Raw genomic sequence first — 15010 nt, forward strand, 5'->3', positions numbered from 1 at the left:
TTTGAGAGTAATAATTCCCTAATTTTAAAATAATGGCTTTAAGCAACTCGAAAGATTTAAAACTAGCTGTTCTTATCGATGCCGATAATGTCCCGTATAGTAATGTAAAAGGCATGATGGAAGAAATTGCAAAGCTTGGAACTCCAACCACCAAAAGAATTTATGCCGATTGGACCAAACCAAATGCAAACGGCTGGAAAGGTGTTTTATTGGAGCATGCCATTACTCCTATTCAACAGTACAGTTACACAGTTGGAAAAAACTCTTCAGATTCTGCTTTGATTATTGATGCAATGGATTTGCTTTATTCGGGAAAACTAGATGGATTCTGCATTGTTTCGAGCGATAGTGATTTTACTCGTCTTGCTATTAGACTCCGCGAATCAGGGATGAAAGTAATCGGAATTGGAGAAAAGAAAACCCCAAATTCTTTTATTGTAGCCTGTGACCGATTTATTTACATTGAAGTTTTAGACGGAGCCACTCAAAAGAAAAAACCAAAAGCAGCGGCTGCGGATACCAAAAAACCTGTCGAAAAACCTGCTGAAAAAGCATTACACAAAATTGATAAACAAACTATTGAACTTATCGAAGCCACTATCGAAGATATTGAAGATGATGATGGCTGGGCTTTCTTAGGAGATGTTGGAAACTTAATCGTAAAGAAAAAACCTGAATTTGACCCCCGAAATTATGGTTTTTCTAAACTTACTCCAATGTTGAAATCTTTAACTGATATTCTGGAAATTGATGAAAGAGAATCGGACAAAAAAGGAATCAAACACGTTTATGTACGTTTAAGATTCAACTAATTATCGCATTTATTACCTATTTAATTTTTTAAAAACATGAGAAAGAAATTCTTTATTTACGGATTCTTATTGTTTCTAATTGTTCTTGCAATTTACTACTACACCGGGCGAGGTTATTTACTCGTATTTATTATTCCGCTTTTGCTAATTGTAGGCGCTTACAATGCCTCTCAGCAAAAACATGCTATTTTAAGAAACTTCCCCGTTCTGGGTTATTTCAGATATTTGTTTGAAATGATTGCGCCAGAAATTCAGCAATACTTTATCGAAAGATCTACAGATGGAAAACCTTTTTCTAGAAATCAGCGTTCATTGGTTTACCAAAGAGCTAAAAATATTGATTCAAGCACTCCTTTTGGAACGCAATTGAACTTAAATACTGAAAACTACGAAGGAATAAAACATTCTATTTTCCCAGCAAAAGTAAACGAAGAATTACCTCGTGTATTAGTTGGTGGAAAAGATTGCAAACAACCGTATTCTGCTTCTTTATTTAATGTTTCAGCAATGAGTTTTGGTTCGTTAAGCGAACATGCTGTTCGTGCCATCAATATTGGAGCTAAAAAAGGAAACTTTTACCAAAATACAGGAGAAGGTGGATTAACAGAATTTCACCTTGCCGGCGGGGGCGATATAACTTGGCAGATTGGTACAGGATATTTTGGATGCCGTGATGCAGAAGGAAATTTCAGTCCAGAAAATTTTGCAGAAAAAGCAAATCTTCCAAATGTAAAAATGATCGAAATTAAGCTTTCGCAAGGCGCAAAACCAGGTCATGGAGGTGTTTTACCTGCTGCTAAAAACACAGAACAAATTGCAAAAATTAGAGGTGTTCAGCCACATACCATGATTCTTTCTCCTCCTGGACATCATGCTTTTTCTGATGCCAAAGGATTAATTCATTTCATTAAACAACTGCGTGATTTGTCAAACGGAAAGCCAATTGGTTTTAAACTTTGTATTGGAAATACCGCTGAGTTTGAGGCCATCTGTCAAGAGATGATTAATGAAGATATTTACCCTGATTTCATCACAGTTGATGGCGCTGAAGGCGGAACAGGTGCTGCTCCTTTAGAATTTGCTGATGGTGTTGGAATGCCTTTTAAGCCGGCTTTAATCTTTGTAAACCAGACTTTGGTTCGTTTAGGGATTCGTGATAAAATGCGTATTATTGGAAGCGGAAAAATAATCTCAGGTTACTCTATTTTACATGCTGTAGCGCTTGGCGCAGATATGTGTAACAGCGCAAGAGGATTTATGTTTTCTTTAGGCTGTATCCAAGCACTTCGTTGCCATAACAACGAATGTCCAACAGGAGTTGCGACTCAAAATAAAATGCTGATGAAAGGTTTGGTTGTAACCGATAAGTCAGAACGTGTATATCATTTTCATAAAAACACATTGCATTCTGCCAATGAACTTTTGGCGGCCGCTGGAAAAAACAGTTTTGCTGATGTAGACATTAACATCTTCATGAGAGGTGATGAATTTGCTAATCTATCGGATATGTATTTCCCTGATAATTTGAAAAACGTTACTCAGTTCTCTTAAATAAAAAAGCCTCTTCAAATTCTTGAAGGGGCTTTTTTAAAATCTGTTTCTAATTACAATTTTGCTGTTTCTTTATTTGGTTCTGCAGTTCCTTCTAAAACCGCCAGTTCTTCTTTGTTTACCAACTGCTGTGCTAAAATAGCATTATTGTAAGCTAAAAAGTAAACATCAAAAGATACTCCTTCATTAATTAATTCTGTAGAGATTTGATCATTCTTAATCATTTCTCTTAATAGATCTGGAAATGAATCTTTGTAAGCTGTTCTGTTTTCATCCGTTTCCTCTAAGTTCGTTTCAATTCTAATTTCGATTTTGTTGTCGTTTAGAAAAGCTTTTGCTGCCGTACTGGTTATTCCATGGCCTTTAATCGAAGAAGAATTATTATAAGTGCTTACATGTTCTTGGATTTTTTGCTTGGTGTTTTTACAGCTGATTAAAAATAATGCGAAGGTTAGCGCGAATGCGATTTGGGTAATTTTTTTCATAAATTATTGGTTTTATAGTTATTTTTTAACTCAAACATAATTAAATTACAACATAAAAACAACATTTAATCGACAAAAACCAACTCTTAATCGTTTGAATACAAACAAATTATAACGACAAAAAACGTAAATTTGTAAGAATATAAAAACATACCTCCTTTTAGCATTAAACTATAAATACAAAAAAGTCTCTTCAAATTTGATTTAAAGAGACTTTCAATATGTAAGAATTAAAGTGGCTGAAAATTAGATTTTATTTCAAAAAATCTTTCAAAGATTCACCTTTTAAAATTTCTTTATCCAAGACAGTATTGTCATCTGCTAGAAAATAAACATCAAACTGAACTCCTTCTTCAATTAATTGTCTCGGAATCTGATCTTTATCAATCATTTGTTTTATCAATTTTGGAAAAGAAATTACAGCAGCCGACTTATTGGCTTCATTTTGCTCTAAATTGGTTTCAAATCGCAGTTCGATTTTATCATCATTTATATAACCTCTAGCAGTTGTAAGCGTTACATCATCTGCCCTAAAACTTGGCGCAATTGTTTTATTATAAGTTACAACATATTCCTGAAGTTTTTGCTTGGTATTTTTACAGCTTACAATTGACATTACAAGAATAATTGCAATCAAAATTTGTTTTATTTTATTCATTCTTTTTATTTGCTTTTTTGGTTCTGAAACATTTAAAATTCTATTTTTTGTGCTTTAAATTTTCTGCTAAAAATTCAAAAGCTTTTATTTTTAACTCTTTACCTGACAATTTATTACTCTCAAACTCAAAAAAAGTTAGAGATTCTTCTTTCTTATTTTGAAAATAAAAAACATAACCTCTAAACTGTTTATTCTTTTCAGACATTTTATATGAAATACCTTCGTCATTAATTACAATATCTTCTTGTCTGTAATTTTTTAAATCATTTTTGGTTTTCAAACTTTTAAAATTTCTTTCAACATTACCTTGAGCTTTAAAAGTATAAATAAAAACATTTAAATCTTCAACCGATTTAAATGCTGCACGCAAAGAATCATTGTAACTCTGTTTACTATAATAATCCTTAGGAATTTTTAATTGAGTATTAAAATCAATAAAAAGTATAGAATCATTTTTTACTTTATTCAGCCCGTAATTTCTCTTATCTACAAAGGACATTTTATCTAAGCTATTATAATCTAGATATAAAATAGTATTTGATATTGTATCTCGTGCCTTTTTTATATCTACTAGATGTTGTTGTGTTCTTCTTTCAGCTTCCTCAAGTGTCATTACATATGGACTAATATCTAAAAAAGGCTTCTTTATATCATTTTTATGAGAGTGATAATTAACAAATCTAATTATTCCGAAAGTAACCCTAAGAACAGCTAACGTAATTATAATAAAACCGAGAGCAAAACTAAGAACTCGCCTTTTTTTCATATTTTTTTTATTTTCTCAAGTCTCAAAAGTGCCTCAAGATAATAATAATCTGCGTAATTTATAGAACAATCTATCTCACTTCCTGCTGGTTTATGTCCCGTTGAATGTAATAAAAATGCCGAATTAACATCATGACTCTGATAATGGTCTGAAAGCGAAACAATCATTTTTTTAGCTTTTGCTAAATATTCATTTTTTAAATTCTTATCTTTTGTATAAGCACTTAACTCTAAAAGTGCCGAAGAAACAATAGCTGCGACCGAAGCGTCTCTAGGCTCGTTCGGAATGTTTGGCGCATTGAAATCCCAATACGGAACTAAATCTTCTGTTGTTAATTTATCTAAATAAACACGTGCCAATTTATGAGCAAAATCTAAAAACTTGACATCTTTTGTTTCTCTGTAAGTCATTGTAAAACCATAAATCGCCCAAGCTTGTCCTCTTGCCCACATACTGTCGTCACTATACCCTTGAGCAGTTCTTCCTTTTATTTTTTTACCAGTTTCAAAATCATAAATGATTACGTGATAAGAAGTATTATCCGGTCTAAAATGATTCGCCATTGTAGTTTCGGCATGTTTTACGGCAATATCATATAACTTTTTATTTCCGCCATTTTTTGAAGCCCAAAACAATAATTCCAAATTCATCATATTATCGATAATAGTATTATGACCGCCCATTTTATTATGAGGCCAAGATTGGATTGTTCCCACTTTCGGATTAAAAAGTTTTGCCAAAGTATCAGCAGTTTTTAGGATAATTTCTTTGTATTCCGGATTTTTAGTCAATCTGTATCCGTTTCCGAAACTATTAAAAACCTGAAAACCTAAATCGTGATCTCCGGCTTTGCTGACAGATAAAGGCGTTAAAAAACGACTGAATTTATCGGCTTCTTTTTCCCATTTTTTATCTTTGGTTGCTTCGTATAAAAACCATAATTCTCCAGGCCAGAAGCCGCTTGTCCAGTCCTTGTAGCCAACAAACTTCCAATCTTTGCTTCCGTTTGGAACTGTTCGTGGCGAAGTACCGTCATTTGGAATTACTTTTAATGTTTTAGAAGCTTGTTCTGCACAATATTCCAACTGCTTTTTAATATTAAACGTTTTGTCTTTTTGAGAATAACTTTGATTTCCTAAAAGAAACAAAGCGGTAATCAGGATAAAGAATTTTGTATTCATGTGGTTACTTTTGGTAAATAGTTATTTTAACTGATAAATGTATTAAATAAAGTAAATCGATTTGGGTTTTGTATTTTCTGCACCCTAAAAACGGATTATTGATGTACTACTTTATGTATGTTTTTTTTCTTTTCGCTTTCCTCTTTGTCAAAGTTTTGAACTTTGACAAAGAGAAATTACCATGTTTTAACCTAAATTCGCTTATAACAAAATATCTCTAAACTTGAAACCCCGAATCAGCTACTCTATAGTTTTTCTTAGTATCATTTTTCTTGGAATTCTTTCAAGAAAAATCTCTTTCATTCCATTATGTATAGGCGATTTTTTATATGCTGTAATGATTTATTTTTTAGTTCGAATATTTTTTCCGTTTAAAAATGCTTTCTTAATTGCATTACTTTCTCTGTTGATTTGTTATGGCATTGAATTTTTGCAATTATACCAGGGCGAATGGATGATAGAACTCCGAAAAACTCTTTTTGGAAGATATGTTTTAGGTCAAGGATTTTTATGGTCGGATATTGTGGCTTATACTTTTGGAATTTTTTCTGCTTTTATTGTAGAAAGATTTACTTTGAATTTTCTCAATCGAAAGTCTGTGTGATTTTATCAATATTTAAACTGTTGGCCATTGCCATAAAAATTTGATAATAGGTTCTTTTATTATCATACAATTCATCGTGAGTTCCTTTTTCGACGCAATGTCCTTTTTCTAAAACAATAATATTTGATGCATCTATTATTTGGGAAATACTGTGCGATATGATAATCACAGTTCTATCTTTTTTGATAGCATCTAAAGACTTTTTAATCTGCTCTGTCGCAATCGCATCTAAACTCGCCGTTGGTTCATCAAGGAAAATGATCGGCGGATTTTTTAAAAACAATCTGGCAATTGCAATTCGTTGTTGCTGTCCACCCGAAAGCAAATGGGCATCAGAATCATAACCTTTTGGCAATTGTATTACTTGTTCGTGAATATAAGCTTGTTTTGCAGCTTCAACGACCTCTTCATGCGAAGCTTCAGGATTTCCATATAAAATATTCTCGGCAACGGTTCCTTTAAAAATATGGTTTTTCTGAAGTACCAAACCTATATTTTTTCGAAGGAAATCGGTATCATAATCTATTAAATCCACTCCGTCTAAAAAGATTTGCCCTGACGATGGAAGATAAAACTTATCCAGTAAATTAATAATGGTACTTTTTCCTGCACCGCTCAATCCAACTAAAGCAGAAGTTTCATTCGGTTTAACCGTAAAATTAATATCAAACAAAGCTTGAGTTCCGTTTGGATAAATAAAATCAACATTTTTTACTTCTATTAATCCGACGATTTTTTCTGGAATATAAGTACCGCTGGTTTCTTTTTCTTTTTCGGCTTCCAAAATATCAAAGAAACCTTCAGAATAAATTAAAGCGTCATTGACTTCATCGTAAATTCGGTGCAATTGTCTAATTGGAGACGAAACATTATTAAATAACATAATATGAAACATGATCGCGCCAATTGTCATTTGATTATTCAACACAAAATAAGCGGTCAGAATAATTATAATTACAACTCCAATTTGCTCCACAAAACTTTTAATGCTTTCAAAAATAAAACTGGTTTTTCGGGTTTCCAACTGATTTTCGGTCATTTCATACTGAATCTTTTCATGGCGATCGGCTTCTGTAGATTCTCGCACAAAAGATTTAATCACCGTTATCGATTCAATCAAACTTATGATTCCGTTATTCTTAGTTTCACGATAATTACGCATTCTTCTTCTGAATCCGCTTAATCTTGTTGCCTGTAACTGGCTAATATAAAAGTAAATCGGAATAATACACAAACTTACCAACCCAACATAAACATTAGCATAAAACATAATAACCAAAGCCACAAACGCATTGGCAAATAAAGGTAGAATGTCAATAAAGAAGTTTTGAACCAATCGTGTCAAACTGCTGATTCCGGCATCAATTCTGGTCTGTAATTTACCGCTTTCGTTTTCATCAGAAGTATAAAACTCCATTCTGTAGCTTAAGATTTTTTCGACTATGGTTTGAGAAATATCACGTGTAATAAAGATGCGGAGTTTTTCTCCATAGAATTTCTGTCCAAATTGCACAACAGAATTAACCAACTCTTTTGTCAATAGGACGATGCTAATAATTCCCAAAAGATGAAATCCTTTTGATAATGGTTCATGCGCTACCATTAAAGTATTAATGGTATCAACCGTATATTTTAAAATAATAGCATTTACCTGCGCTGCAAAGGAACCTAAAAACGTAAGCAGTAAAGTCGCAATTACCATTTTTCTGTAAGGCTTTACAAAAGGCAGGATTTTTTTATAAAGTACTGATAATTGCATTTATTTGAATTTTAGCTAACATATCAAATATAAGAATTCTAAATTTGTGTTGAAAATCATTTAAACACTTAATGCTATGAAACTCGTTTTCGCTTCAAACAACAAAAATAAAATTGCCGAAATTCAAAGTATGCTTCCTGAAAGCATTAAAATATTAAGTTTAGAAGATATTAATTGTTTGGAAGATATTCCAGAAACTGCAGATACCATTGAAGGAAATGCGATTTTAAAAGCAGATTATGTAACCCAGAAATATGGTTATGATTGTTTTGCAGATGACACAGGTTTAGAAGTTAATGCTTTAAATGGCGAACCTGGAGTTTATTCTGCACGTTATGCCGGCGAACAGAAAAATGCTGACGATAATATGAATAAACTTTTGGACGGATTAAAAGACAAAGAAAATCGCAACGCCCAATTTAAAACCGTTATCACTTTAAATCTTAACGGAAAACAATATTTATTTACAGGAATTGCAAAAGGCGAAATAACATTGAGCAAAACGGGTACAAATGGTTTTGGATATGATCCAATTTTTAAACCTGAAAATTTTGACAAAACCTTTGCAGAACTGCCTTTGGAAACAAAAAACACCATTGGTCATCGCGGAAAAGCGGTTAAGCAACTAATTGATTTCCTGAACACCACAAAATAATTGTTTAAAATACAACATTTTAATACTTAATTTTTACATTTTAAGACGTGTTTTTGGGACAAATTCTTGATTTCTTATAAAAAATCATTTTACCAAAATCGTAACTTTTTGATAATCAAATCATAACAAATACATAATTCTTGAAATTGCATTAGTTTATCTGAATAATTAACAGTAATTTTGCACCCTATTTTAAAAACACATATGAATAAATTTGAACAATTAGGATTAAATGAATCGTTACTGAAGGCGATTTTAGATCTAGGATTTGAAAATCCGTCAGAGGTACAGGAAAAGGCGATTCCCCTATTATTGGAAAAAGACACGGATATGGTTGCGTTGGCTCAAACAGGGACAGGGAAAACGGCAGCTTTCGGTTTTCCGCTAATTCAAAAAATTGATGCCGACAACAGAAATACACAAGCATTAGTTTTATCGCCAACACGCGAGTTATGTTTACAGATTACTAACGAACTTAAAAACTACTCTAAATACGAAAAAGGTATTAATGTGGTAGCAGTTTACGGAGGAGCTAGTATAACAGAACAAGCAAGAGAAATAAAGAGAGGAGCGCAAATTATTGTGGCAACTCCAGGAAGAATGCAAGACATGATTAACAGAGGTTTGGTTAACATTAAAAACATAGACTACTGTGTTTTGGATGAGGCTGACGAAATGTTAAACATGGGATTCTATGATGACATTGTATCTATTTTATCAGATACTCCAGATGAAAAAAGCACATGGTTGTTCTCTGCAACTATGCCGCAAGAGGTTGCCAGAATTGCAAAACAATTCATGAGCGAACCATTAGAAATCACTGTAGGAACTAAAAACTCTGGTTCATCTACAGTTTCTCACGAATTTTACTTAGTAAATGCTCGTGATCGTTACGAAGCGTTAAAACGTTTAGCTGATGCTAATCCAGACATTTTCTCTGTAGTTTTCTGTCGTACAAAAAGAGACACTCAAGCTATTGCTGAGAAGTTAATTGAAGATGGATATAGCGCCGCTGCGTTACACGGAGATTTATCTCAAGCGCAACGTGATGGTGTAATGAAATCTTTCCGTGGAAGACAAATTCAGATGCTCGTTGCTACTGACGTTGCTGCACGTGGTATTGACGTTGATAACGTAACACACGTTGTGAACTACCAATTACCTGACGAGATTGAAACTTACAACCACCGTTCTGGTCGTACTGGTAGAGCAGGAAAATTAGGTACTTCTATTGTAATTGTTACAAAAAGTGAGTTACGTAAAATTTCTTCTATCGAGAGAATCATCAAACAAAAATTCGAAGAAAAAACTATTCCTTCTGGAATCGAAATCTGCGAAATTCAGTTGTTGCACTTAGCGAACAAAATTAAAGATACTGAGGTTGATCACGAAATTGACAACTATTTACCAGCAATTAACAATGTTCTTGAAGATTTATCTAAAGAAGAATTGATTAAGAAAATGGTTTCAGTAGAATTTAACCGTTTCATTGCTTATTACAAAAAGAACAGAGATATTTCTACTCAATCTTCAGACAGACGCGAAAGAGGTGATTCTGAGCCAAGAGAATTCAACAATAACGGAGCAGTTCGTTATTTCGTGAATATCGGTTCTAGAGATAATTTCGATTGGATGTCATTAAAAGATTACTTGAAAGAAACATTAGACTTAGGTCGTGATGATATCTTTAAAGTTGACGTAAAAGAAGGATTCTCTTTCTTCAATACTGATCCACAGCATACAGACAAAGTAATGGACGTTTTAAACAACGTACAATTAGAAGGTCGTCGTATCAATGTTGAGATTTCTAAAAATGATGGCGGTGGAAGACGTGACCACAACAACCGTGGTGGAAGACGTGATTCTGGCAGAAGAGAAGGAAATTTTGCTCCAAGACGTGAAGGCGGATTTAGAAGCGATAGAAACTCTTCAAGAGACGGAGGTTCACGCGAAGGCGGATTCAGAAGTGATAGAAATTCATCAGCTCCAAGAAGAGAAGGTGGTTTTAGAAGTTCTGCTCCAAGAAACGAAAACGGAGGCTCAGACAGAGCTCCAAGACGTTCTGAAAGCTTTGGCGATTCGTCTAGACCAAGAAGACCGAGAAGAGATTAATATTTCAATTTCTTAAAATACAAAATCCCAAATTCCAGATATAATTGGAATTTGGGATTTTTTTATACATAGATTTTTTTTGCTATGATGAGCTCTTCAATCCAAAACAATATAACTTAATCTTCCCTATCTCTTTTTATTTAACACAAAAAAGCAATACTGCAGCCTTTGTTAATTTTCTTATAATTAAATTCCAAGACTGCGAGATATTTAATCCCGATTTACTACTTTTAGAGCTTTAAATCAGGATATGAAATATTTCGCAGTTTTCTTTTTTATTCTTATGGCTAACATTGGTTTTGCGCAAGATACGCAGCCAACGGTTCCCCAAAGAGTTTCAGGTTACATTATTAACGACAACAGCAAACAGCCCTTAGCAGGTGTAAACATTATTAATACCAACAAAGTTCGTGGTGCAAAATCTGACGAAAAAGGGTATTTTGAAATTGATGTGCAAGTCAATGATACACTGCATTTTTCTATTCTTGGTTTCCAATCTCTTAGAATTAGAGTTACAAATGACTGGATCAAAAACAAAGTAACACGAATTCAGCTTACCGAAAAAGCAATTGCTCTAGAAGAAGTTATTATTGCTCCGTTTACCTTAACTGGATATCTTGAAATTGACTCTAAATTAATCCCTACTAAAGAAAACTATCGTTATAGTATTTCTGGTCTTACGCAAGGTTATGAAGCTGGAGAATATGCTCCAAATGCTTTTGGTAAGGTTTTAGGATCCATCTTTAACCCCGCCGATATGCTTTATAATTTCTTCGGTAAAAATGGTAAAGAGCTCAAGAAATTGAAGGAAATGAAGAAAGACGATACCGTTCGAACGCTTCTAGAATCAAAATACGACCGTGAAACGGTTGCTGTATTATTAGGAATCAGCAAAGACGAAATCCCCGAAATCATGCATCGATGCAACTATTCTGATTCATTCATTCAAACAGCAAATGATTTGCAGATTATGGATGCCATTAGTGCTTGTTATGAACAGTATAAAGTTTTGAAAAGAAACTAAAGTTAAGTGATCAGTGGTCAGATTTTAGTGGTCAGTATATACAAAAAAAAGGAGTGATAAATCACTCCTTTTTTTATTATAAGTTTTCCAGATTACTGATCACTAAAAAAAAAACTGACCACTGAACACTAATTCTTAACTGGTATATTCTCAAGAATTTCTAAAACAAATTTCCAATATTTCTGAGCAGAAGAAATACTTGCTCTTTCATCTGGAGAATGTGCTCCGTGAATTGTTGGCCCAAAAGAAATCATATCCATATCTGGATAATTAGTGCCTAAAATTCCACATTCTAAACCTGCATGACAAGCTACAACTTTAGGCTGTTCTCCATTTTGCTTTTCGTAAATCTCTTTTAAAACTTCCAAAATCTCAGAATTTACATTTGGAGTCCATCCTGGATAAGAACCAGAAAGTTCTACTTCGCATCCTACTAATTCAAAAGCAGAACGTAAAGAATTAGCCAAATCAAATTTTGAAGATTCAACAGAAGAACGTGTTAAACATCCAACCAAAATTTCTCCATCTTTTATAACTACACGAGCAATATTATTAGAAGTTTCAACCAAATCAGCCATATCAGCGCTCATTTTATACACTCCGTTTTGCGCAGCATAAATTGCTCTAATAATTCCTTCCTGAACACCAAGATCCATTACTTTTTCAGGTAAATCTCCTTTTACAATTTCAATCGTTAAATTGGGCTCAGTTGTTTTGTATTCTGCTTTGATATCAGCAATTATTTCCTGCATGTCATAAACATACGCTTCATCAAACATTTGAGAAATGATTACTTTGGCAACACTTTCTCTCGGAATTGCATTTCGAAGACTTCCTCCATTGATTTCAACAATTTGTAAACCGAAGTTTTCAAATGCATCAAACAATAAACGATTCATAATTTTATTGGCATTTCCTAAACCTTTATGGATATCCATTCCTGAATGTCCTCCGTTTAGCCCTTTTACCGTAATCGTATATCCAACAGAAGCTTCTGGAACTTCTTCTTCATGATACGTTCTTGTAGCTGTTACATCGATTCCTCCAGCACATCCAATATCAATTTCATCATCTTCTTCCGTATCTAGGTTTAATAAAATCTGTCCTTGTAAAATGCCTCCTTTAAGATTTAAAGCTCCTGTCATTCCAGTTTCTTCATCGATTGTAAACAAAGCTTCAATCGCAGGATGCGGAATATCTTTGCTTTCTAAAATTGCCATAATAGTCGCTACTCCTAACCCATTATCGGCTCCAAGTGTTGTGCCACGAGCACGAACCCAGTCTCCATCTACATACATATCGATTCCCTGAGTATCGAAGTCAAAAACTGTATCTGCATTTTTTTGGTGTACCATATCCAAATGTCCTTGCATTACGATAGGTTTACGATTTTCCATACCAGGAGTTGCAGGCTTTCTGATAATTACATTTCGAATTTCATCTTCAAAAGTTTCCAGACCTAAGCTGCTTCCAAAGTTTTTCATAAACTCAATTACGCGCTCTTCTTTCTTTGATGGACGCGGAACAGCATTTAAATCTGCGAATTTATTCCAAAGTGCTTTTGGTTCCAGATTTCTTATTTCTTGACTCATTATATTTTGTTTGATGTTTAACAATTAAGCGCTTCAAAGTTACAAAGTTTAATTGCTTTTTTAGCCGCGAATTATATGAATTAGCACAAATTATAATGGCTCTAAATGGATTTAGAAATATGTACTAAGGATTAAGTACAAATCGAAAACAGTCTATAAAGGATATTTAGAAGGACTTAATGAAGTATTAAAAACAGACATGATGTATACCGTTTTAATTTTTTCATCAATAAAATAAAATATAATAAATGGAAATTTCCTGATAGGAAGAGCGCGGTAATCCTTATATCTAATTTCAAAAAAAGGATTCTTTGATAATATAACTAAGTATTCATCAACTATTTCGTAAAAATGTTCACCTAAGCCAATTCTTTTCGATTCGTAATAATCAATTGCTTCTTGTATATCAAGAATTGCTCTCGGCTCGATTACTACATTAAAAATCATTTTTTAGATTTAAATCGTAATTGTTTTTTTGCTTCATCCCAAGGAACAAAATCGCCTACTTTTGAAGTCGATCTCCTTTCATCTAATAAATTTTTCATTTCTTCAGTTACAGAAAACTCATTAATTACAGTTTCGTAATTAAATTTTTCAATTAACTGCATAAAGAAAGACAATTCATTATCTGGAATATTTAAAGTAATTTGTGTCATTTTTTCCTTATTATTGAATAACAAATTTACAAAAAATAATATCATCCGATTTTTTAATTAATATTTTTATAAAAAAAACAAAACTGTGAAATCAAAATATATTCTTCCCTTATTTCTTTTAGTTCAAATTATCTTTTTAAGAATTCTGAGGTATTTTCCAGATTATGTCGAAGGCTTTTACAGCAACAATCTCTTTCTAAGAATTTCGCATTTTTCGAGAATAGCTTTGGGGAAAATTCCTTTCTCTCTTGGCGATTGTATTTATGCACTTTTAATTTTATCTATAATTGGATGGTTTTGGAAAATCAGAAAAAATTGGAGGACAGATTGGAAAGACAATCTTTTAACAATCTTAGGAAAAATTTCTGTTTTTTATTTTTTCTTCCATCTTCTTTGGGCTTTCAACTATTATCGCAAACCTCTATTTGAAAAAATGGAAATTAAAAGAGAGTATTCAGATGCTGATCTTTATGCTTTTACCAAAAGGTTAATAGTAAAAACAAATGAAATTCAACTTGCCATTACAAAGAATAAGAGTGAAAAAATTGTGTTTCCTTATTCTCAAAAAGAATCTTTTGATATGATTTTGAACGGTTATGATAATTTGGCAAACGAATATCCATATTTCAAATATGAAACTTTAAGCGTAAAAAAATCTTTATTTAGCGTGCCTTTAACTTATATGGGATTTGGAGGTTATTTAAATCCGTTTACAAATGAAGCACAGATAAACTATTTACTTCCAATGTATAATTTTCCAGTCACCACTTCGCATGAAATGGCACATCAGATTGGATACGCTAGTGAAAACGAGTGTAACTTTATTGGTGTTTTGGCTTCAGTTAAAAATGATAATTTATATTACCAATATTCTGGATACAGTTTTGTTTTACGCTATTGTTTAGGAATCTGGAAATACAAAAATGAGAACGTTTTTAATCAATTAAAGAAAACAGTTCATCCCGGAATTTTGAAAAACTATAAAGAAAGTGAAGATTTCTGGAAAAAATACGACACTTTTATTGACAAAGGTTTTCATTTTCTCTATGATAATTTCTTAAAATCAAACAATCAGAAAGACGGAATGGAAAGTTACAGCAAGTTTATTGATTTGATGATTAATTATTATAGAGATAAAAAACTTTAATTCTTCAA

At 32.8% G+C, this 15010-nt stretch carries 15 protein-coding genes; 7 read left to right on the forward strand and 8 right to left on the reverse strand.

The annotated features are described in order from the left end of the window. Positions 1–32 precede the first annotated feature (32 nt). Positions 33–812, forward strand: coding sequence for an NYN domain-containing protein (locus GSY47_RS13325; protein WP_179007532.1), 780 nt, complete (start codon positions 33–35; stop codon positions 810–812). Between the two features lie 36 nt (positions 813–848). Then, positions 849–2363, forward strand: a complete 1515-nt coding sequence (locus GSY47_RS13330) for an FMN-binding glutamate synthase family protein (protein WP_219071407.1) — start codon at positions 849–851, stop codon at positions 2361–2363. Between the two features lie 53 nt (positions 2364–2416). On the opposite strand, the gene GSY47_RS13335 is transcribed toward GSY47_RS13330, so the two are convergent. The 4 genes from GSY47_RS13335 to GSY47_RS13350 form a co-directional block, all read right to left on the reverse strand. Continuing rightward, positions 2417–2848, reverse strand: coding sequence for a hypothetical protein (locus GSY47_RS13335; protein ID WP_179007525.1), 432 nt, complete (start codon positions 2846–2848; stop codon positions 2417–2419). A gap of 253 nt (positions 2849–3101) precedes the next feature. Then, positions 3102–3506: a hypothetical protein gene (locus GSY47_RS13340; protein WP_179007522.1), complete on the reverse strand. Its 405-nt coding sequence runs from the start codon at positions 3504–3506 to the stop codon at positions 3102–3104. Positions 3507–3546: 40 nt separating this feature from the next. Beyond that, entirely contained in the window at positions 3547–4272 is a 726-nt protein-coding gene (locus GSY47_RS13345) for a hypothetical protein (RefSeq protein ID WP_179007520.1), read from the reverse strand. After that, positions 4269–5453, reverse strand: coding sequence for a glycoside hydrolase family 88 protein (locus GSY47_RS13350; RefSeq protein WP_179007517.1), 1185 nt, complete (start codon positions 5451–5453; stop codon positions 4269–4271). The genes GSY47_RS13345 and GSY47_RS13350 overlap by 4 nt, the downstream gene beginning before the upstream one ends. Positions 5454–5676: 223 nt before the next feature. Between GSY47_RS13350 and GSY47_RS13355 the strand changes: the two genes are divergently transcribed. Beyond that, positions 5677–6057: a ribosomal maturation YjgA family protein gene (locus GSY47_RS13355; protein WP_218651452.1), complete on the forward strand. Its 381-nt coding sequence runs from the start codon at positions 5677–5679 to the stop codon at positions 6055–6057. Here the strand turns inward: GSY47_RS13355 and GSY47_RS13360 are convergent. Next, positions 6038–7816, reverse strand: coding sequence for an ABC transporter ATP-binding protein (locus tag GSY47_RS13360; RefSeq protein ID WP_179007514.1), 1779 nt, complete (start codon positions 7814–7816; stop codon positions 6038–6040). The genes GSY47_RS13355 and GSY47_RS13360 overlap by 20 nt on opposite strands. A gap of 76 nt (positions 7817–7892) precedes the next feature. Between GSY47_RS13360 and GSY47_RS13365 the strand changes: the two genes are divergently transcribed. The 3 genes from GSY47_RS13365 to GSY47_RS13375 all read left to right on the forward strand — a co-directional run bounded on the left by GSY47_RS13365 (position 7893) and on the right by GSY47_RS13375 (position 11607). Then, on the forward strand, positions 7893–8471 hold the full coding sequence (locus GSY47_RS13365) for a non-canonical purine NTP diphosphatase (protein ID WP_179007511.1): 579 nt from the start codon (positions 7893–7895) through the stop codon (positions 8469–8471). A 204-nt stretch (positions 8472–8675) separates the two neighbouring features. Further along, complete coding sequence (locus tag GSY47_RS13370) at positions 8676–10583, forward strand: DEAD/DEAH box helicase (RefSeq protein WP_179007507.1); 1908 nt, start codon at positions 8676–8678, stop codon at positions 10581–10583. A gap of 250 nt (positions 10584–10833) precedes the next feature. After that, the gene (locus GSY47_RS13375) at positions 10834–11607 is read left to right on the forward strand and encodes a carboxypeptidase-like regulatory domain-containing protein (RefSeq protein ID WP_179007504.1); all 774 of its coding nucleotides are present in this window, start codon (positions 10834–10836) and stop codon (positions 11605–11607) included. A 128-nt stretch (positions 11608–11735) separates the two neighbouring features. On the opposite strand, the gene GSY47_RS13380 is transcribed toward GSY47_RS13375, so the two are convergent. The 3 genes from GSY47_RS13380 to GSY47_RS13390 all read right to left on the reverse strand — a co-directional run bounded on the left by GSY47_RS13380 (position 11736) and on the right by GSY47_RS13390 (position 13855). Beyond that, positions 11736–13199, reverse strand: a complete 1464-nt coding sequence (locus GSY47_RS13380; RefSeq protein WP_179007501.1) for an aminoacyl-histidine dipeptidase — start codon at positions 13197–13199, stop codon at positions 11736–11738. Positions 13200–13352: 153 nt separating this feature from the next. Then, positions 13353–13646 (reverse strand): type II toxin-antitoxin system RelE/ParE family toxin, encoded by a 294-nt coding sequence (locus GSY47_RS13385; protein ID WP_179007498.1) that lies wholly within the window; start codon positions 13644–13646, stop codon positions 13353–13355. Beyond that, on the reverse strand, positions 13643–13855 hold the full coding sequence (locus tag GSY47_RS13390) for a hypothetical protein (RefSeq protein WP_179007495.1): 213 nt from the start codon (positions 13853–13855) through the stop codon (positions 13643–13645). Before GSY47_RS13390 ends, GSY47_RS13385 begins: the two co-directional genes overlap by 4 nt. Before the next feature lie 85 nt (positions 13856–13940). On the opposite strand from GSY47_RS13390, the gene GSY47_RS13395 reads away from it, so the two are divergent. Beyond that, the gene (locus GSY47_RS13395; protein ID WP_179007492.1) at positions 13941–15002 is read left to right on the forward strand and encodes a DUF3810 domain-containing protein; all 1062 of its coding nucleotides are present in this window, start codon (positions 13941–13943) and stop codon (positions 15000–15002) included. Positions 15003–15010: the final 8 nt, after the last annotated feature.

The organism is Flavobacterium quisquiliarum, assembly GCF_019308285.1.
GTDB lineage: Bacteria > Bacteroidota > Bacteroidia > Flavobacteriales > Flavobacteriaceae > Flavobacterium > Flavobacterium quisquiliarum.